The following is an 18,942-nucleotide window of genomic DNA, read 5'->3' as shown; positions in this document are numbered from 1 at the left end:
CTCTTAGGCCGCCAACGGCAGCCGGGCGCGGCGGAACCGGTTGGCGATCAACCGGACCATCGCGGGGTGGCCACCCAACGGATCGGCCACCGCGTCGGCCCCACTAGCGCGCAGCCGGTCCTGGAACAGACCCTCGGCCAGAAGATATGAGGCGACCACGACCCGCCGCGCGCCGTTGCGGCGCAAACTCGCCACCGCGTCGGCCACCCGCGGCTCGCCGGTGGCGGCATACGCCAGCTCGACCCGGTCGCCGATCACCGCCGACAGCAGCGCCGACATGCGTCGCAGATCTGACAACGCACCCGTATCGGAGGTGCCCGCCGCCGCCAGCACCACGGAATCGCCCGGCCGCCAACCGGATTCGATCAGCCGATCGGTCAGCACGCGGGTAAGCTGCGGGCTGGGACCGAGCGCGTCGGCGATTGTCACGCCGGGGTGTCCGCTGGCCGCGACGTGCGCGGGAATGTCGGTGTTGACGTGATATCCGCGGGACAGGAACGCCGGCACCAGGATCGTGCGATCGGGCAGGCTTTGCAACACCTCGCTCGGTGTCGGGCCCAGCACGTCGACGAACGCGACATGGACGCGGGCGCCCAGCGCGGTCGACACCCGATCTGCGAGGTTCCCGATCAGCGACACCCCGCTCTGTTTGCGGGTGCCGTGCGCCACCAGCAGAAAACTCATGGTGCGACCGCCAGACTGTCCTCGACGGCCAGTCGGTAACCCCGCTTGACGACCGTCGACACGATATTCTTGTCGCCCAACGCCGTTCGCAGCCGCAGCACTGCGGTTTCCACCGCGTGGGTGTCGGTTCCGTTGCCGGGCAGCGCCCGGAGCAGGTCGGCGCGCGACACCACGGCGCCGGGCCGGTGGGCCAGCGCGCGGATCGTCGCCATCCCGGCCGGCGACACCGGCTTGACGACGCCGTCGACCAGCACGCAGGTGCCGCGGATCTCGAGCAGATGCCCGGCCACGCGAACCGTCCTCGCGCACAACAGCGGAAGCTCGTCGGTGATGTGACGGACCAACGCGCCCAACCGCATTCGGTCAGGCGCCGACGTCGGCACCCCGAGTCGGGCCAGCGGCCGGGCGGTCACGGGCCCGACGCACATCGCGTGCACGTCACCGCGAAACGCCGCGAGCACCCGGCTCTCCAGGCCCATTTCCTTGGCCCGCAGCAGAACCGACGCGACCGCGGGCGCCGAGGTGAAGCTGACCGCGTCGAACTTCTCCTCGGCGATGCCGGCCACCAGTTGGTCGAAGTCTCCGTTGTGCGGCGCGGGATACCACCGGTACACCAGGATCGGCACGACCTCGGCGCCGGCGGCACGCAACTCGTCGAGAAACTCGGGGAACGGGTCCCACTCATCGGTCGCGCCGTGCATCTGGACCGCGACGCGCTGACCGGCGATCCCGCCCGCGACGAGGTAATGCACCAACTCGCGCGACGACTCCGAGTCTGGGGACCACTCCTCGGGCAGGCCGGCCGCGCGCAGGGCACCCGTCGCCTTTGGCCCACGGGAGAGGATGCGCGCCTTGGCAAGCGCGTCGATCAGGTCGTTGGCGACGCCCCAGCCGTCTGCGGCGGCGATCCAGCCGCGGAAGCCGATGCCGGTGGTGGCAATCACGATGTCCGGTGGTGCGTCGATCAGAACTCGAGTGTGCGCGCGCAACACGTCGTCGTCGGGCAGCGGCACCATCTGGATCGCCGGCGCGCTGGTCACCGTCGCACCGCGGCGGCGCAGCAGCGCACTCAACTCGTCGGCACGCCGGGCGGAGGTCACCGCCACCCGGAAGCCGGTGAGCGGCGCCCAGTCGGGCTCGGTCATGCGACATGTGTATGCACTGCATGTTTCCGAGCGATTAATTGACCGTTGCGGAGTCGTGTCGGCAGTCCGGGCGGCCCACAAATCCCAGGTCAAGCGGGCGTTATGACCTGAATCTCACCAGACGTCGCCGTCGCGCCAGTCGCAGGTGATCTCGGCGCTGGTGTCCAGCGCCATGCCGTCCGGCAGGCTCACCGGCAACACGAACAACGCATGGTCGTCGTCGGGAGTGCGGGTCAGTCCGGCCGGTGCGAGCACCGAGGTCGGTCCCTGCCACGGCAGCCAGCCGCGGGCGGTGTAGATGTGCCTGCCCGCCTCCGAGGCGCTCAGCGCGCCGAGCTGATACGCCCCGCGCAGCACCTGCTCCACGGCATCCATCACGGCTCGCGCCAAGCCCTGCCCGCGCCAGTCCTCGCGCACCGCGACCGCCTCCACGTAGCCGCAGCGCAGCGCCGTCCTGCGATACAGCAACCGCCGCTGCACCACCGCCGCGTGGGCGATCAGCGCGCCGTGGTCGAAGATCATCGCGTGCATGCCGCCGAGGGAGTGTTCCCAGTCGACCTCGGTGAAATCCCCGCCGAACGCCTCGATCACCATCCGTTTGGCGTCCTCGCGCGTCTCGGGGTCGAGGTCGGAAGTGTGGATCAGTCGCGCGGTGTGGATGCGCACGACGGGAACATGGGACTCCTGAACATGCACACTGCTTTTCTACCAGCGCGGTGCGCTCGTTGTCTGTCTAGTCGTCTTCGAATGGCCGGCGCGGCCGCGACCAGTGCATCCGTACCGTTTGCCCGGGCCGCACCTGAGCCACCTTGTCGATGTCCTCGTCGGCGACGACGCCGATCACCGGGTAGCCGCCGGTGACCGGATGGTCCGGCCCCAAGATGACCGGAAAACCGTTCGGCGGCACTTGAATTGCGCCGCGGGTGGCCCCTTCGCTGGGGAGTTGCCGATCCGGACGGCGGTACTCCAGCGGCATCCCGACCAGCCGCATGCCCACGCGGTCGCTCTTGTTGGTCGCCAGCCAGTTGGTGCGGATCAACACATCCGGGTCGACGAACCAGTCGTCGCGCGGACCGGGCACCACCATCAGCTCGAGCGCGTCGTCCTCGATCGCCGCGACCGGCGCCTGATCGAGTTCGGGGAACTCCTCGGTGTGCTCGCCGACCGGCAGCACATCACCCGGCTGCAGCGGCTGCGGTCCGATGGCGGACATCACGTCGTATGACCGCGACCCCAGGACCGGCTCGACGTCGATACCGCCGCGCACCGCCAGATAGGTCCGCAGGCCGGAGTGCGGTGCACCGAGCGTGATCACCTCGCCGTCGCGAGCGAAGTGGATGCTGTTGGTGCCGAACGGTATTCCGTTGACAGCCGGGTCGGTGTCGGCGCCGGTGACGGCGATGGCGATATCGCCACCACGCACGCGCGCCGCCAGCCCGCCGAACGTCACCTCGATGGTGGCCCGATCGCCGGGGTTGGCCACCAGCCGGTTGGCCAGCGTGTGCGACCGGCGGTCGGCGGCACCGGATCGGCCGACGCCCATGTGCGCCAGCCCGGGGCGGCCCATGTCCTCGATCAGCGCCAGCGGCCCGGAGCGCAGGATCTCAAGCGTGGTCATGGCCCCTCCTACCCAGTCCTATTTGACGTCCTATTTGACGTCCTATTTGACGTCCTATTTGACGTCCTATCCGACATCCCGGAACTGCACCCACATGCCCGATGTCAGCAGCGCCGGCTTCTCACGGTCGACGTCCCAGAGCACCGCAGAGGTGTGGCCGATCAACTGCCAGCCGCCCGGGGACTCACGCGGATAGACGCCGCTGAACTCGCCCGCCAGACCGACGGCCCCGGCCGGCACCTTGGTTCGCGGTTCGGACCGTCGCGGCACCTCCAGGCGGGGATCACCGCCGATGAGATAGGCGAAACCCGGTGCGAAGCCGCCGAACCCGACCCGCCAGAGGCTGCCGGTGTGCGCGGCGACCACCTGCTCGGGCGTCAGGCCCGTCAGTCGGGCCACCTCGTCGAGATCCGGACCGTCGTAGACAACGTCGATCGTGACGTCGGCGCGGCGGTCTGCCGGCGGTGTCAACTCCGCATCGAAGTCGGCGTCGACACGCAGGCTGCGCAGGCGTTGCCGCGTGGGCGCCTGGTACCGGTGCCCAGCGAGCTTGATCAACACCGTGCGCGAAGCCGGCACGATGTCGAGCACGCCGGGCAGGTCGGCCTGCCGGATCGCCTCGGTCCAGGCCAATACTGCGGCGGTGCTGTCGAACTCGAGCAGGAGCGCCCGCTCCCCGTAGTCGCGGATGGGAATGGCGCCGGCGCCCCGTACGCCACGGTCCATTTCGGCTGTCACGCTCATGACCCGAACTTACCCGCGAGTAGCTACCAAATCCCGTGCTCTGTGAGCCTTGCCAGAGGAGTTTTAACGAAGCCTCAGGAGGCGGGCCGATAGGTCGGTTCGCGGCGCTTGATGAACGCGATGACGCGGTAGGTCACCGGCAGCACGACCACCTCCACCGCGGTCTTGTACACCCACCCCAGCGCCACGTACGTGAGGAAGTCACCCCAGGTGTCGATCCCGATGGCGGCCGCGGCGATGCTGCAGAACACGAGCGTGTCGGCGAACTCGCCGATGACCGTCGAGCCGATCAACCGGGCCCACAGATGCTTCTCGCCGACCCGGGTCTTGACCTTCACCACGACCCAGGCGTTGAGCGTCTGCCCCACGATGAAGCCCGCCAGCCCCGCGATGATCAACTGCGTGAACGGCTTCACCACGGCCTCGAACGCCGCTTGATTGGTGTAGAAGTCGGCGGCGGGCAGCACGGCGGTGAGCCAGAACGTGAACGCCGCGAGCGCCTCCATCACGAACGCGATGTAGATCGCGCGCCGGGTGGCCGCAAAGCCGTACACCTCCGACAACACGTCGCCGATCACGTAGGTCAACGGGAACACGACGAAGCCGCCGTCGGTGATCAGCGACCAGTCGCCGATGATGGGGCCGAACGCGATGCCCTTGGTCGCCGCCACGTTCGAGATCAGCACCAGGCCGGTGAACACCGCGACGAGCGTCGGATAGTAGGCCGACCCCGTGGTGGCGAAGCCGCGGTGCTCGGTCTGCTGGGCGTCCGGGGTGACCGTCACCGGGTCATCTTCTCAACTCAGTGCTTGGGCGATGCGCGACGGCAGTCGGTCGGCCACCACCGGATACGACAGCGGTGAGGCGAACGCGATCGCCCCGGCGAGTTCCTTGCCCGTGAACACGTTGGCCTTACCGCGCTTCGCGACGGCCGGGTCGGCCAGCAGCGCGGCCTGTTCCTCGTCGCTCTCGGTGGCCCAGATCAGCACGTCGGCCGTGTCGGGATTCTCGACGACGCGAAGACCCATCTGGGTGAGGAACTCGGCGCGCCAATCGGGGGTCAGGGCCCGCGGCTCCCCATCGTCCAGCCGGCCGTGCAACAGTGCCGCACTCCTGCCGGCCCACGCGGTGTTGCTCTCACCTACCGCGGTGAACTTCTGGTCGACATCCGCGATCAGGGCTTGCATCTCGTCGTGCTTGAAGACCGCCTGACCGACCGTGCCCGCCTGGTCCTTCCACGGCTCGAAGAACGCGGCGTGCCCGGACTGTGCGACCGTCGGCGCGATCTCGGACAGTTTCGTGTAGGTGTCGGAGTCCAGGCCGGCGTTGACGGCGACGATCAGATCGGGGTTCAGCGACGCGATCTGGGCGACCTGAATCCCGTCGGCGAGGCTGAGCACCGTGGGTTGGGCGCCGCCGAGTTTCGGCTGCGCCCACGGCCATACTGCGAACGGTTCGCCACCGAACCAGTCGGTGACCGCGATCGGCACCACCCCGACCGCCAACAGGTCGTCCTGTTCGGTGAGCCCCGCGCTGACCACCCGGGTGGGCGGCGCCGGGATCTTGGTCTCGCCGAAGACATGCTTGACGGTGACCGAGCCATCTTTGGCGACGGTGCCGGGTTTGTCCGAGCCGCATCCCGCGACGACGAGCGCCGCGCCCGCGGTCACCGTCAGGAAGCCTCGCCGAGTCAGCCGTGTGGCCACTCGGCGAGCCTAGCCAACCGAACGGTCAGACCACGTCAGGAGTGCGCCAGCTTCTTGTTCACCAGCCGGGTCAGCCATCCAGGGGAGAACCGGGAACCCGCGGCCAGCACCTTGGTCTGGGATCCGACCGGGAAGTGCACCTGGTGGATGGCCCGCCGCAACCACGACGGGTCGGTGGCCTTGACGATCGCGTCGGCGATGTCCTGAGCCGTCAGCCGGATGCCGAGCGAATCCGTCGTGCCGGTCTTGATGCTCTCGGTCATCGCGGTCTGCACGTACAGCGGCCACATCGCGATGACCCGGATGCCGTACCGGCTCCACTCGATGTCGAGCGCCTCGGTGATCCCGCGGACGAAGAACTTCGTGGCGCTGTAGTTCGCCAGTTCGGCCTGGCCGTAGATCGCCGAAGCGGAGGAGAGGTTGACGACGACCGAGTTCGGCGTCGCCCTCAGATAGGGGAACGCCGCGTACAGGCCGTTGACGACGCCCTTGGCGTTGATGTCGATCTCCTTGAGATGGCCGCGGATGTCCATCTCCTCGAACCGGCCCGCACGCAGAATGCCCGCGTTGTTGATCATGACGTCGAGGCGGCCGCCGGCGGCTTCGGCGAACTCGCGCACGCGCTGCGCCATCTCGTCGGGATCGGTGACGTCGAGGTGCCCGACGACAGCGGTGGCGCCCAGCCCGTCGATGTCGTCGGCCAGGCTCTTGAGACCGACCTCGTCGATGTCGTAGCCGCCGACGACGAAGCCGTTACGGGCGAACGTCAGCGCGGTGGCGCGGCCGATCCCGGCGGCAGCACCGGTGATGAAGACGGACTTGCGTGGTGGCGGGGGTTGCGTCATCAGATCTTCATACCCGCATCGACGACGTCGATGTCGCCCATGATGCGGACCTCGTCACCGATGCCGACGGTGCCGGCGGTGATGACCTCCGCGTACAGACCGGCGCAGGGGAGCGCACCGGAACCGGGCACCTCGACGCGATTGTGCTCGAGCAGGTGCCGGACGGCTCCCGGAAGGCGTTCGGAGCGGCCGTGTTTCAGGGTCGGCACGGCGCAACGCGGCGTCGGCCGCGTCCCCCGCAACAGGACCTCGCCGAGCTGGATCTGCGCACCGACCCAGTCGTTCTCGACGAAGGGCGAAGACCCGCGGGTCTCGACGACGATGTTCGGCCGGTACCGGATCGCCTCGGCCAGGTCGACCCCGACGGCGTCGAGCGTGGCGGTGCAGATCAGGTGCACAGGAGAATGGTCGACGAACGCTCCGCCCGGCGTGCCCTGTGCGAGTTCGAGCAGCACGGGGTCGATCTCCGCGTCGATGCCGTGGGTGAGCACGTCGACGGGATCGGACCGTTCGAGCACGGCCCCGACCGCTCGCTCGTCGGCGAGGTGCACCGTGCGGCCGAGCAGATCCGACAGCGGCGCGGCCGCCTCGGCGACCGGCACCGTGCGGCCGTCGGGCAGCGTCACCGCGACGCCGTCGGGTCCGGTCGCCGACGAACACTGCAGCAGCGCGCTCCAAAGTCGGGGGTGCTTGGCGGTTGCGACGTGCCCGGTGGCGTCGTCGATGACCGCATACCGCCGATCTCCGGCCCCGCCCAGCGGACTGAGCTCGATGGAGTCGCACTGCTCCCCGAGCATCGACTTCACGGGATAGCGACGCAGCGAGGCGACGCGTCCGACCTTGTCCGTCATCCGATCTCGGATCCGTCTCATGTACCGACCGTACAAGCCGGCGCTACGGAGGCTCGCGAGAACCGTCGAAGCGCACGCTGACGCGCTGAAAGCCTTTGGCCCGTTCGGCTTTCGCCCTGCGCGTGTAGGTGCGGCGGTCGGCGGAGGTGAGGTCGACGTCGTCGGTGAAAGGTGTCAACAGTGCCCGGGGATGCAGCTGGTCGAGCCGGACCACGTTGATCTCCGCACACATCACCAGCGTCACCGACACCAGGAACAGGAATGCCAGTAACCCCAGCACGAGTGCGAACACGCTGTTGGTGGCGCTCGTCGACTTGACCGCGTGGGTGACATAGCTGGCGCCGAACCACTGCAGCAGTTGCCAGATCACCGCCGCGGTCAGCGCGCCGGGCAGCACGTCGCGGTAGGAGAGGCGCCGCACTGTGGTGACGCGGAACGCCACCAGGCAGATGAGCGCGTTGATGCCCACCGTGACGACGGTGACGCCGACCTTGCCGAGCCACCCGAGGCCGGCGGTCGCGTGGCCGACCGCCGAGAGCACGGTCGTGGCGATGGCCGCGGACCCCAGCACGAACAGCAGCAGCAGGCTGCGCAACCGCGACCGGAACGGGTCGGGCCGGTTGTTGCGCGGCACCGCCCACACCGAGTCCATCGCGTTCTGCACGGCCTGCCCCACGCCCAGGCCGCCGTACAACGCACCGGCGATGCCGACGACGACACCCGTGGCGCCGCCGCTGAGTTGCTCCGGCCGTTGCAACTGGCTGCCGATGACCGGGAACTGGCTGAGCGTGGACTGCAGCACCTGCTGCTGCAGGTCCGGGTGTCCGGCGAGCACCACGCCCAACGCCGTCGTCATCAACAGCAGCAGCGGGAACAGCGATACGAACGCGTAGTACGTGATCAGCGCGGCCAGGTAGCCGCCCTGGTCATCGACGTACTTGTAGATGACCGCGATGAGGAAGCCGATGCGGCGGTGACGTCGCTGCAGCCTGTCCAGCCAGCCCACCATCTCACCGACCCCCTTACCCGGGCCTCGCTGATGCGCTGGTCGATACCCGTTTACCGCCCTGGCAAATCTGACGCCTTGATGTCCTGCGCGCGGCGCGCCCGCGCCCGGCGCTTGCCCTCGTGCATCGCGGCCACCCGCGCCACGGGGATGGTCCTGCCGTGCTCGATCAGATCTGATGGCAGCGGCTGCGGGGCGGGCATCAGCTCGGCCCACGGATCGCGGTCGCCGAGTACACCGAGCGCGGTGTGCACCGAGAAGTCGGCCGGTGTGATGCGGTCCAGGTCCGACCAGTCCACCGGGAACGACACGGGGGTGCCGGCGCGCAGTCGGGGACTGTAGGCGGCGACGACGGTCGCACCGCCGGCACGGGTGGAGTCGATGAAGACCTTGCCTTCGCGGTCCTCGACGATGAAAGCCGTTGTCGCGCGGGCGGGATCGAGTTGCTCCGCACGCGCCGCGAGGGCGCGGGTGGCCGCCGCGACGTCGTCGACCGAGGCACTGTCGTCGACCGGCACGAACACGTGTAGCCCCTTGGCGCCACTGGTCTTCACCACGCCCGTCAGGCCGCAGTCCGAAAGCGCCTGCCGCACAAGCGCAGCCGTGGCCACCACTGCGTCGAAGGCGCTGCCGGGCGGCGGGTCGAGGTCGAGCACCAGATGCGTCGGGCGGTAGATGTCGTCGGCCAGCCCCAGCGTCGGGTGGTATTCGACGGCGCGCTGGTTGGCCAGCCACAGCAGCGTGCGGCGGTCGTCGCACAGGGCGTAGCGCACCTCGCGGTGCGAGGACTCCGCCCACATCGACACCGTCTTCACCCACTCCGGGGTGTACTTCGGGACGTTCTTCTGCATGAACGGCGCCTGGCCGCGCAGTACTCGCAGCACGGTCAGCGGACGCCCCGCCAGACCCGGCAGAATTCGTTCGGCCACCGCGTCGAGGTAGTCGACGAGATCGCGCTTGGTCGCCCCGGAATCCTCGCTCAACGGCTGGTCGAGGTTTGTCAGCCGAACCCCGGCGCGCTCCTCGGCGACGCTCATGAGCCCACCTTAAGCAGCGTCACACGCTCAGCCGGCGATAGCGCTGCAGGCGCCGCACGCCGGCGGCGGACGGGGCGCCGTCGTGCGGGCGCAGCGCGGCCTCGACGCGAGCGCGGACGTCATCGGCATCGATGTGCGTGCCGATGGCCACGAGGCTGTTGGCCCGGGCCGACGACGGCGCGGCCGCGATGTGCACCGACGTCCCGACCACGTTGACGACGTAGCTGCGGACGCGGTCGCGGTAGCGCACCGCGACGATGCCCTTGAGCCGGTACACGCCGTCGGGCGGCTGCTCGAGCAGGTCGAACAGCGCGTCCGGGTCGACGCATCCGTCGCTGGTCACGGTGACGGAGTCGGCGTGCACGTGCGGATGCTGGTCGAGCTCGGCGTCGACCAGCAGTTCGCGCAGCGACAACTGGCCGTCCTCGGTGGACGCCTCGGACACGTCGTACAGCAGCGCGGGATCGACGCGTCCCGCGACGGCGCCGACCAGGTGGACGTCCGGATTGCGTTCACGCACCCGGTCGGTGATGCGGGCGAGCACGCCGTCGCGGTCGTCGTGCGGTATCTGGTCGAGTTTGTTCACCACCACCAGAGAGGCCGCGGCGTACCGGGCCGGCGGGGTGGCGTGCGGGTCGACGGTGCCGAAATGTGCCTTGGCGTCGATGACGTCGACGATGCCGCCGGGCCGGATACGGTCCACGCCGCTGAACCGGATGATGCGCGAGATCGCGATCGGGTCGGCCAGGCCGCTCGCTTCGACGATGATCGCGTCCAGTGCCAGCTTCGGGTCGGCGAGCTTGGCCAGCGCCTCGTCGAGTCCGTCGTCGTCGGGCAGGCAGCAGATGCAGCCGCCTGCGATCGAGGCCGGTTCGTCGACCTGTCCGCTCACCAGGGCGGCGTCCACGTTGAGCTCGCCGAAGTCGTTGATCACCACGCCGATGCGGGCCCCCGGTGCGCGCAGCACATGGTTGAGCAGGGTCGTCTTGCCGGCGCCGAGATAGCCGGTGAGCGCAATGACGGGAACCGTCGGCTGCAGGACGCGGGCCACCACGGCACACATGATGTCAGCGATTGGCCCACAGCCGTGTTTCGGACCCCGTCGGATGTGGAACCTAAGCCCCCGAGAGGAGGCCCGAATGACGGACCAAGACAAGGCCGGCCAGGCACGCGAGAGCTTGATCGACTCGGTGAAGGGCAAGGCCAAAGAGGTGTTCGGCGCGGTCACCGGAAACGACTCGCTGACCGCTGAAGGGCAGCTTCAGCAGGCCGAGGCCGAGCAGCGCAAAGAGGCAAACAAGGCGCGGGCGCTCGCCGACGCCGAGGCTCGGGAGGCCCGGGCCGATGTGGCCGAGGCCAACCGCGAAAGCGCCGGAGAACGCGCCGCGCTGAACGCCGAAACGGCCGCCGAGCAGGCCGCGGTGGACAATCAGGAAGCCGCGCAGAAGCGGGCCGCCGAGCAGGCCGCCCACCGGCAGCTCGACGAAGAGCGCAGCCAGGCCGATCGGGATGCGGAGCGCAAGGCGCGCGAAGCGAAAGCCGAACAGCGCGCCGAGATCCACGACGCCGACAGCCAACTCGCCGACGCGCTCGAAGAACATCGCGAAGCCGTTGCGGAGTCGGCCAGCGCGCACGCGGAGGCCGCCCGCATCAGGCGGCAGGCCGAGAACCTCAACAACGACGCCTGACCAGGGCACAAAGGAGCTTGACCATGAGTCTCACCGCTATCCCGAGGGCGGTGCTGAGGATCCAGTACCAGCTGGCCCGCATGCCACTGCAGTTGATCGACGACCGGTTCGTCGCGCAAATGGACTCCGAGGCGCCCGCCCGGCTCTTCTACGAGCGTTCGCTGGGCATGTTGGACACCGCGGTCGGCGTCGCGCTCGGCGATCCCGAACTGCGTAAGCGGGGGGCCGCGCTCGTCGAGCGCAGCGATGCGCTGCGCCGCGCGGCCGAACTGGACGCGGCCGCCGACGAGAACGCCAAGCAGGCCGATGCCGAGTTGGAGGTGACGCGCGAGAAGGCCTTGCAGGACAAGCAGGATGCCTTCGAGGAGACCGAACGCGAAGCCCGAGAGGCCCGCAAGGAGGCCCAGCAGCGTAAGCGGGCGGCGATCGAGAACGCCGAGAAGCGCATCGCCGCGAACAAGAAGCAGGCCGACCAGATCGCCACCCAACGCAAGAGGAACGTCGAGACCGCCAAGCGTCGCGAAGAGGCGCAGATCGATGCGGCCGAGCGCAGCGTCGCAGCGACCGCAGCCGCCAAGCTCGACGACGCTGCGGAAAAGCGCGTCGATGCCACGGTGACGCAGGCGCAGGCGGACAGGATCGAGGATCTCGCCGAAACGGAGAAGGAGACGCGGCAAGCCGACCGCTGACCCGCGCTACATCCCGATCAGCGACTCGATCCAGCCGCGGCCGAAATAGAGCAGGAACCCCGCGGCGACGACCCACAGCAGCGGGCTGATCTCGCGCGCCTTGCCGACCGCCGATCGCAACACCACCCAGGCGATGAAGCCGACGCCGATGCCGTTGGCGATCGAGTACGAGAACGGCATCGTCGCCACGGTCAGCACCACCGGCAGGGCGACCGAGAATTCGGAGATGTCGATGTGGCGCAGGTGCGACACCATCATCACGCCGACGACGACGAGTGCTGCGGCGGCCACCTCGGTGGGCACGACGTTGGCCAGTGGCGAGATGAACATCGCCGCGAGGAACAGCCCGCCGGTCACCAGGTTCGCCAGGCCGGTCCTGGCGCCCTCGCCGATGCCCGCGCCCGATTCGAGGAACACCGTGTTCGACGACGCCGACGATGCGCCGCCGACCACCGCGCCGGCGCCCTCCACGATCAGCGCCGAACGCAGCCGCGGGAAGGTGCCCTGCGCGTCGGCCAGGCCCGCCTCGCGGGACAGCCCGGTGAACACCCCCATCGCGTCGAAGAAGTTCGCGAACACGAGCGTGAACACGAACATGATCGCTGCGATCATTCCGACGGGACCGAAACTGTCCAAGCTGAATGCGCCGACCAGCGAGAGGTCCGGGATCGCGAACGGCGATCCCGACAGCGTCGGCACCGACAGGCTCCACCCGCCGGGCTTGTCAGCCGCCGGGCCGAGGTGCCAGATCGCCTCGATGACGACCGCGACGGCCGTGCCGGTGATGAGCCCGATGAGGATGCCGCCCCGCACTTTTCGGGCCACCAAGGTTCCGGTCAGCAGCAGCGTGAACACGAAGACGACGGTGGGCACGGTGCCGATCGAGCCGTCGCCGAGACGGCCCAGGCCGACCGGCGGTGACGGCTCCCCGGTGCTGCCGATGAAGCCGGCGTCCACCAGACCGACGAACAGGATGAACAGCCCGATGCCTGCCGTGATCGCGAGCTTGAGCTGCATCGGCACGGCGTCGAATACCAGCCGCCGCAATCCGGTCGCGGCCAGCACGACGATGACGAGCCCGTTGATCACCACCAGGCCCATGGCTTCGGCCCACGTGAGGGAGCCGACGAGCGTGGTCGCGACGAACGAGTTGATGCCCAGGCCCGCGGCGAACGCGAACGGCAACCGCGCGATGACGCCGAACAGGATCGTCATCACGCCCGCCGTCAGCGCGGTCACCGCCGAAACTTCGGCGAATTGGAGCCTCTCGCCGGCGACGTCCTCGGAGCTCGACAGGATGATCGGGTTCAACACGATGATGTAGGCCATCGCGATGAACGTGACCAGTCCGCCGCGGACCTCGGCGCCGACCGTCGTACCGCGCGCCGAGATCTCGAAGAAGCGGTCGACGAGGCGAGTCACTCTCCGAACCCTATGGGTTGGGCTCGACGCGCGTCATCTCGTGCAGAGCCCGCAGGAACGCCCGCCGCTCGGCGGCCGGCAACACCGACAGCCACCGCTCCTCTCCGCGCTGAATCTCCGCTTGCACCGCGTCCTTGAGGGCACGGCCCTCGTCGGTGATGGCCAGTAGCCGCGCACGCCGGTCGGCCGGATCGGGCCGGCGCTCGATGTAGCCCTTGGCCTGCAACTCGTCCAGCGTGGGAATGATCCGGGTCTTGTCGGCGCCGATCGCCTCGGCGAGTGCGGCCTGGGTGCGCACCGGCGACTCATCGAGCGCCACCAGCACGCTGTATCCCCACATCGACACGTCGTGCGACGCCAGGATCGGGGTTTCGAGGGCGATCAGCCGGCGCAGCAGCGGGGCGAGCATCGCCGCGAGGTCCGGTCGTCTCGACTTCGGCGGCATGGGCGAATGTTAAGCATTGACCAATGATAAGTAGACGCATATCGTATGCACATGCATATCAATAATGACCTTCGACCGCTCCACCGGATCGCCGTCGCCGCGTCGGTCGACATCGTCGCGGACGTCACCCTCGGCGACCTCGCTTCACCGACCCCGTGTGCCGGCTGGGACCTCGGCGATCTGCTGACCCATATGACCGTGCAGCACAACGGGTTTGCCGCCGCCGCGCGCGGGTCGGGTGCAGACCTTGCGATGTGGGATCCCGCGACCGTCGCCGACGCGGTCCGCGCGGACCCCGGCGGCACCTACGCCGCGGCCGCCGCCAACGTGCTCGAGGCGTTCTCCGCCGACGGCGTGCCGGATGCGACGTTCGCGCTACCCGAGTTCGGGAAGGACGCCGCCGTCCCGGGATCGATGGCGATCGGCTTCCACTTCGTGGACTATGTCGTCCACGGCTGGGACGTCGCCCGCAGCCTCGGGGTGCCGTTCTCGCTGCCGGCCGAGGTGATCGAGGCCGTCCTACCGCTGGCATTGGCGGTTCCGGACGGCGAGATCCGCGACATGGACAACTCGCCGTTCGCCCACGCCGTCCCCACGGAAGCGGGCGCGAGCGACCTCGATCGGCTGCTGCGCCACCTCGGCCGCTCACCCGACTGGCGGGCGGAAGGCGTCACCGTGGGTCGATGAGATCGCGCAGTCGGTCCGCCGGACATACGGATGCGCCGGCGGCTCGCACTCGCTCGGCGAGCGTTCGATCCGACGTCGCAACGCGAATGTCGGCCGGTCGGGTGTCGGCGTTCACCAGTCGCACGATCTCGTCGTCGGCCGAGTTGACGGCCGGCTGCGGCGCGTGCGCGACGGTGATGGTCGACGAGACGATCGGTGGCTTCGGCGGCCGTTCGAACACCACCGTGACGTCGTCACCGGTGGGTCGCCACCGTTCCAGGCGCTCGACCAGGGCGACCATCGCGCGGTGCCGGTCGCGCCACCAACCGTCGGGGCGCGATCCGATCACGTTCATCCCGTCGACGATCCAGCGCATCCGTCGGTGCGGGCGTCAGTCGAGGGCGTCGGTTCAGTGAGCGGCGTGGCCGGTCTGCTTGGCCGCCGGATGCCGACGGCCAAGCAGGTAACCGAGCCAACGAATGTCGAGTAGCACGTGTGTCGCCTTCCGCTATGCGGTCTTCTTGGTCAACAGCGGCAGCAGGCGGCGCCGTTGATCGATGCTGTCGGCGAAGTGGTGAAGCGCGTCCGGCACCGACTCGGCCACCGGGAAGCTCACTCCGGTACCGCGCAGCACGCGCTGCACAGCATCGCTGGCGATGACCGACCACTCCACACCGGCGTGGAAGCAGCACTCATCGACGTCGTACATCAGTGAAACGATCTGGCCCGCACACGAAGTGACGCCGCTGAGGTCGAGAACGAACGGCTTCTCGGCGAGCACGAACCGGTGCGCGAACGCGGTGATCCGCTCGATGTTCGTATCGTCGATGACTCCGTCGACCGTCACGACCGTCGCCAGCTGGCGGCACACCGCGTGAAGCTGCGCGCCGGCGCAGTCGAAGGTCGGATTGCCGTACATTTTTCCGGGCATCCCCGCCTCCTGCACCTCAACTTGACCTTGGAACCCAAGCTAAGCGGCCAATTTAAGGCAACCGGGAGCGGCGGCTAATACTTTGGTAAGAAGCCGCATTCGCGTCGACCAGCAAACCCGTCAGCCGCGGCGCAACCACTGGGGACCGGAGTAGTTCTCCCAGGGGCTGTAGTCGGCAAGCAGCTCTTCCTGTGGGGGGCGCTGATTTTCGGGCACATGCTGCAGGTTGATCCGGATCCGATACCAGATCGAACTGGGTCCCCGCATTCCGTCGACGAGAACATCTGCGGGCTCGAGTTTTTCGGCTACCGACGGGTAACGTCGCCGCCATTGTTCGAGAGCGGCCATCGCCTCGTCCTTTGTCTTCGTGCGGGCGATCTCGATCAGCGGCTTCGACGATGTGCGGCCCGCGCTGCGACGCGCGTCTCCACCGCCCGAACGCTTCGCCCCGCGCGGCGCCTTTTCTGCCGGGCCGAGCCGGTCGGCGAGATCGAGCAACGCGTCCAGCGAACCCGCCGAGTCGTCGATGCCCTCCCACGGATCGCCGGTTTCGGCGAACCGCTCCGGCACCGTCGCGATCGTGAACGCCTCCGGTCGGCAGCCGGGCACTTCGCTCCAGCGCAGGGGCGTGGACACCCGGGCATCCGGCGTCGCCCGCACCGAGTAGGCCGAGGCGACGGTCCGGTCGAACGCGTTCTGGTTGAAATCGACGAAGACGCCCTCGCGTTCCTCCTTCCACCAGCGCGCCGTCGCGATGTCGGGCGCGCGGCGCTCTATTTCACGGGCGACCGCCTGCGCGGTGAGCCGAACGAACTTGAACGGCCACCGCCGCTGAATCCGGGCGTAGATGTGAAAACCCCGTGACCCCGACGTCTTCGGCCACGCCGTCAACCCGTGGTCCTCGAGCACCTCCCGGGCGACCATCGCCACGTCGATGATCTGTGGCCACGCGACCCCGGGCATCGGGTCGAGGTCGACACGCAGCTCGTCGGGATGGGCCAGATCGTCCGACCGCACCGGATGGGGGTTGAGGTCGACGCAGCCGAGGTTCACCGCCCAGACCAAGCCGGCCCGATCGCGGATCACCGCTTCGGCGGCCGAGGTCCCGGACGCGTATTTCAGCTCAGCGACGTCGACGAAATCCGGCCGCTTCTGCGGCGCCCGCTTCTGGAACACCGCCTCCTCGGTGATGCCCTTGACGAATCGCTTGAGGATCATCGGCCGGTCCTGCACGCCGCGCAGGGCGCCGTCGGCGACGCCGATGTAGTAGTGCATCAGATCGGACTTGGTCACCCCGATCTCGGGGAAGACGACTTTGTCGGGGTTGGTGATGGGCACCCGCAGACCGTCGACCTCCAGGTACCGGGCTTCCTGCCGCCGAGAGGCCATATCGTCATGCTAGTTTCCCGGCCGAAGTGCGACGCCGGTCACATATTGTGGGTCCATGGCCAGACTCTCCGATCTCCCGTTGCAAGCAGTCGCCAAGGCTCAACAGCTCGTCGAGCGGGGGTCGGCCGAGCTGCACTACGCCAGCAAGATGTTCGGCGCCGGCGCGTTCAAGATCGAACCGCCGCAGAACATCGCCGGGATGCTCGCCGACATCCGGCGCTGGGGCGAGTTCGGGATGATCCCCGCCCTCAATGCGCGTCGCACGCCCAACAGCACCGCGATCATCGACGACTTCGGCGAGATGACGTTCAAGGAGCTCGACGACGCCGCGCACTCGGTGGCCAACGGCCTGCTGGAGAAGGGCGTCAAGGGCGGTGACGGCGTTGCGATCCTGGCCCGCAACCACCGGTGGTTCCTCGTCGCGCTCTACGGCGCCGCCCGCACCGGTGCGCGCATCATCCTGCTCAACAGCGAGTTCTCGGGTCCGCAGGTCAAGGAGGTGTCCGAACGCGAGGGCGCCAAGCTGATCATCTACGACGACGAGTACTGCCAGGCGGTTTCCAAGGCCGATCCGCCGCTGGGCAAGCTACGCGCGCTCGGGGTGAACCCCGACAAGGACGAGCCGTCCGACAGCACCGATGAGACCCTCGAGGACTTCGTCTCCCGTCATACGGGTAAGCCCGCGCCGAAGGCGACCAAGCACTCGTCGGTGATCATCCTGACCAGCGGTACGACGGGAACTCCCAAGGGCGCCAACAGAAGTACGCCGCCGACCCTGGCCCCGATCGGCGGTGTGCTCTCGCACGTGCCGTTCAAGGGTGGCGAGGTCACGTCGCTGCCCGCTCCGATGTTTCATGCGCTGGGCTTTCTGCACGCGACGATCGCGATGATGTTGGGCACGACGTTGGTGCTGCGCAGGCGTTTCAAGCCCGCGACCGTGCTCGAGGACATCGAGAAGCACAAGGTGACCGCCGTGGTGGTGGTGCCGGTGATGCTGTCGCGGATGCTCGATGCGCTCGAGGGCATGGAGCGCAAGCCGGACCTGTCGTCGCTGCGAATCGTGTTCGTGTCGGGATCGCAGTTGGGCGCGGAGATGGCACAGCGCGCACTCAAGATGCTCGGTCCCGTCATCTACAACCTGTACGGGTCGACCGAGATCGCGTTCGCCACCATCGCGCGGCCCCAGGATCTGGAGAAGAATCCGGCCACAGTCGGCCCCATCGTGAAGGGTGTGAAGGTCAAGATCCTCGACGACAACGGCAAGGAACTGCCGCAGGGCGAGGTGGGGCGCATCTTCGTCGGCAACTTCTTCCCGTTCGAGGGCTACACCGGCGGCGGGCACAAGGAGATCATCGACGGGCTGATGTCGTCCGGTGACGTCGGCTATTTCGACGAGGACGGCCTGCTCTACGTCAGCGGCCGTGACGACGAGATGATCGTGTCCGGCGGTGAGAACGTGTTCCCCGCCGAGGTCGAGGACCTCATCAGCGGTCACCCCGAGGTCGTCGAGGCCACCGCCCTTGGCGTGGAGGACAAGGAGTGGGGACACCGGCTGCGCGCCTTCGTGGTCAAGGCCGATGGCGCCTCGATCGGCGAGGACGACATCAAGCATTACGTCCGCGAGCACCTGGCCCGGTACAAGGTGCCGCGCGAAGTGGTCTTCCTCGACGAGTTGCCGCGCAACCCGACCGGCAAGATCCTCAAGCGTGAGCTCCGGGAAATGGAAGTGGAGGAGTAGGCGGCCCTAGTCGGCCATCGCGGCCGCGCCGGGAATCGACAGGCACACCAGCATCAGCAAGAGCAGGAACCAGCCGGCCCCCTGCCACTGCACCCACTGGTCCTGTGCCCTCCACTCACGGTAGGTCTTGACGAACGCGCCCAGCCCGCCGAGCAACAGGATCGCCGGCACGGTCGACGCGGCGACCACCGAAGTCTTCGACACGACTGCGTAGATGACGAACGCGACGGCCGCCACCGCGACCACCACGGCCACATAGGTGGCGGCGGCGCGGAATGCGCCCGGCTTGTCCCAGCGCTTCTCGACGTCGTTGGTCATGACAGCCGGGTTGCCTTCGG

22 protein-coding genes are annotated in these 18,942 nt (G+C 68.5%); 4 read left to right on the top strand and 18 right to left on the bottom strand.

Features of this window, described 5'->3' with window-relative positions:
• Positions 1 to 3 precede the first annotated feature (3 nt).
• The 12 genes from AU187_RS05275 to AU187_RS05220 all read right to left on the bottom strand — a co-directional run bounded on the left by AU187_RS05275 (position 4) and on the right by AU187_RS05220 (position 10,699).
• Complete coding sequence (locus AU187_RS05275; RefSeq protein WP_059098729.1) at positions 4 to 684, bottom strand: sirohydrochlorin chelatase; 681 nt, start codon at positions 682 to 684, stop codon at positions 4 to 6.
• Positions 681 to 1,829, bottom strand: coding sequence for a uroporphyrinogen-III synthase (locus AU187_RS05270; protein WP_059098728.1), 1,149 nt, complete (start codon positions 1,827 to 1,829; stop codon positions 681 to 683). Before AU187_RS05270 ends, AU187_RS05275 begins: the two co-directional genes overlap by 4 nt.
• Before the next feature lie 114 nt (positions 1,830 to 1,943).
• On the bottom strand, positions 1,944 to 2,525 hold the full coding sequence (locus tag AU187_RS05265; RefSeq protein ID WP_082683955.1) for a GNAT family N-acetyltransferase: 582 nt from the start codon (positions 2,523 to 2,525) through the stop codon (positions 1,944 to 1,946).
• Positions 2,526 to 2,562: 37 nt separating this feature from the next.
• Positions 2,563 to 3,447 carry a 5-oxoprolinase/urea amidolyase family protein gene (locus tag AU187_RS05260; RefSeq protein WP_059098727.1) on the bottom strand — a complete coding sequence of 295 codons (885 nt, stop codon included), beginning with the start codon at positions 3,445 to 3,447 and terminating at the stop codon, positions 2,563 to 2,565.
• Positions 3,448 to 3,513: 66 nt separating this feature from the next.
• Complete coding sequence (locus tag AU187_RS05255; protein WP_059098726.1) at positions 3,514 to 4,191, bottom strand: 5-oxoprolinase subunit B family protein; 678 nt, start codon at positions 4,189 to 4,191, stop codon at positions 3,514 to 3,516.
• A gap of 74 nt (positions 4,192 to 4,265) precedes the next feature.
• Positions 4,266 to 4,976: a queuosine precursor transporter gene (locus tag AU187_RS05250; protein ID WP_059098725.1), complete on the bottom strand. Its 711-nt coding sequence runs from the start codon at positions 4,974 to 4,976 to the stop codon at positions 4,266 to 4,268.
• Positions 4,977 to 4,988: 12 nt separating this feature from the next.
• The gene (locus AU187_RS05245) at positions 4,989 to 5,897 is read right to left on the bottom strand and encodes an ABC transporter substrate-binding protein (RefSeq protein ID WP_059098724.1); all 909 of its coding nucleotides are present in this window, start codon (positions 5,895 to 5,897) and stop codon (positions 4,989 to 4,991) included.
• A gap of 35 nt (positions 5,898 to 5,932) precedes the next feature.
• The gene (locus AU187_RS05240; protein WP_059098723.1) at positions 5,933 to 6,742 is read right to left on the bottom strand and encodes an SDR family oxidoreductase; all 810 of its coding nucleotides are present in this window, start codon (positions 6,740 to 6,742) and stop codon (positions 5,933 to 5,935) included.
• Complete coding sequence (locus AU187_RS05235; RefSeq protein WP_231740265.1) at positions 6,742 to 7,614, bottom strand: MOSC domain-containing protein; 873 nt, start codon at positions 7,612 to 7,614, stop codon at positions 6,742 to 6,744. Before AU187_RS05235 ends, AU187_RS05240 begins: the two co-directional genes overlap by 1 nt.
• A 22-nt stretch (positions 7,615 to 7,636) precedes the next feature.
• The gene (locus AU187_RS05230; RefSeq protein ID WP_059098721.1) at positions 7,637 to 8,602 is read right to left on the bottom strand and encodes a YihY/virulence factor BrkB family protein; all 966 of its coding nucleotides are present in this window, start codon (positions 8,600 to 8,602) and stop codon (positions 7,637 to 7,639) included.
• Between the two features lie 50 nt (positions 8,603 to 8,652).
• Positions 8,653 to 9,636 (bottom strand): non-homologous end-joining DNA ligase, encoded by a 984-nt coding sequence (gene ligD, locus AU187_RS05225; RefSeq protein WP_059166340.1) that lies wholly within the window; start codon positions 9,634 to 9,636, stop codon positions 8,653 to 8,655.
• A gap of 19 nt (positions 9,637 to 9,655) precedes the next feature.
• On the bottom strand, positions 9,656 to 10,699 hold the full coding sequence (locus AU187_RS05220) for a CobW family GTP-binding protein (protein WP_059098719.1): 1,044 nt from the start codon (positions 10,697 to 10,699) through the stop codon (positions 9,656 to 9,658).
• A gap of 76 nt (positions 10,700 to 10,775) precedes the next feature.
• On the opposite strand from AU187_RS05220, the gene AU187_RS05215 reads away from it, so the two are divergent.
• Both AU187_RS05215 and AU187_RS05210 read left to right on the top strand, forming a co-directional pair.
• Positions 10,776 to 11,324 carry a CsbD family protein gene (locus tag AU187_RS05215; RefSeq protein ID WP_059098718.1) on the top strand — a complete coding sequence of 183 codons (549 nt, stop codon included), beginning with the start codon at positions 10,776 to 10,778 and terminating at the stop codon, positions 11,322 to 11,324.
• A 23-nt stretch (positions 11,325 to 11,347) separates the two neighbouring features.
• Entirely contained in the window at positions 11,348 to 12,013 is a 666-nt protein-coding gene (locus AU187_RS05210; protein WP_059098717.1) for a hypothetical protein, read from the top strand.
• 6 nt (positions 12,014 to 12,019) lie between these two features.
• Here AU187_RS05210 and AU187_RS05205 read toward each other — a convergent pair whose 3' ends face one another.
• Both AU187_RS05205 and AU187_RS05200 read right to left on the bottom strand, forming a co-directional pair.
• Positions 12,020 to 13,435, bottom strand: a complete 1,416-nt coding sequence (locus AU187_RS05205; protein ID WP_059166339.1) for an NCS2 family permease — start codon at positions 13,433 to 13,435, stop codon at positions 12,020 to 12,022.
• A 10-nt stretch (positions 13,436 to 13,445) separates the two neighbouring features.
• Positions 13,446 to 13,880 carry a MarR family winged helix-turn-helix transcriptional regulator gene (locus AU187_RS05200; RefSeq protein ID WP_059098715.1) on the bottom strand — a complete coding sequence of 145 codons (435 nt, stop codon included), beginning with the start codon at positions 13,878 to 13,880 and terminating at the stop codon, positions 13,446 to 13,448.
• A 51-nt stretch (positions 13,881 to 13,931) separates the two neighbouring features.
• Here AU187_RS05200 and AU187_RS05195 point away from each other — a divergent pair, with 51 nt between their 5' ends.
• A complete protein-coding gene (locus tag AU187_RS05195) occupies positions 13,932 to 14,567 on the top strand; it encodes a TIGR03086 family metal-binding protein (protein WP_172800161.1) in 636 nt (211 codons plus the stop codon).
• On the opposite strand, the gene AU187_RS05190 is transcribed toward AU187_RS05195, so the two are convergent.
• The 3 genes from AU187_RS05190 to AU187_RS05180 all read right to left on the bottom strand — a co-directional run bounded on the left by AU187_RS05190 (position 14,551) and on the right by AU187_RS05180 (position 16,866).
• Positions 14,551 to 14,922 carry an NYN domain-containing protein gene (locus AU187_RS05190; protein WP_059098713.1) on the bottom strand — a complete coding sequence of 124 codons (372 nt, stop codon included), beginning with the start codon at positions 14,920 to 14,922 and terminating at the stop codon, positions 14,551 to 14,553. The two genes, AU187_RS05195 and AU187_RS05190, sit on opposite strands and share 17 nt — an antisense overlap.
• Before the next feature lie 132 nt (positions 14,923 to 15,054).
• Positions 15,055 to 15,465 (bottom strand): STAS domain-containing protein, encoded by a 411-nt coding sequence (locus tag AU187_RS05185; RefSeq protein ID WP_059098804.1) that lies wholly within the window; start codon positions 15,463 to 15,465, stop codon positions 15,055 to 15,057.
• 132 nt (positions 15,466 to 15,597) lie between these two features.
• On the bottom strand, positions 15,598 to 16,866 hold the full coding sequence (locus tag AU187_RS05180; RefSeq protein WP_059098712.1) for a DNA polymerase domain-containing protein: 1,269 nt from the start codon (positions 16,864 to 16,866) through the stop codon (positions 15,598 to 15,600).
• A 55-nt stretch (positions 16,867 to 16,921) separates the two neighbouring features.
• Here AU187_RS05180 and fadD2 point away from each other — a divergent pair, with 55 nt between their 5' ends.
• Positions 16,922 to 18,604: a long-chain-fatty-acid--CoA ligase FadD2 gene (gene fadD2 / locus AU187_RS05175; protein ID WP_059098711.1), complete on the top strand. Its 1,683-nt coding sequence runs from the start codon at positions 16,922 to 16,924 to the stop codon at positions 18,602 to 18,604.
• Positions 18,605 to 18,610: 6 nt separating this feature from the next.
• On the opposite strand, the gene AU187_RS05170 is transcribed toward fadD2, so the two are convergent.
• Complete coding sequence (locus AU187_RS05170; RefSeq protein ID WP_059098710.1) at positions 18,611 to 18,922, bottom strand: hypothetical protein; 312 nt, start codon at positions 18,920 to 18,922, stop codon at positions 18,611 to 18,613.
• Positions 18,923 to 18,942: the final 20 nt, after the last annotated feature.

This window comes from Mycobacterium sp. IS-1556, from assembly GCF_001499985.1.
Taxonomy (GTDB): Bacteria; Actinomycetota; Actinomycetes; order Mycobacteriales; family Mycobacteriaceae; genus Mycobacterium.
Note: the sequence above shows the minus strand (reverse complement) of the source record. Positions and strands in the feature narration are given on the sequence as shown.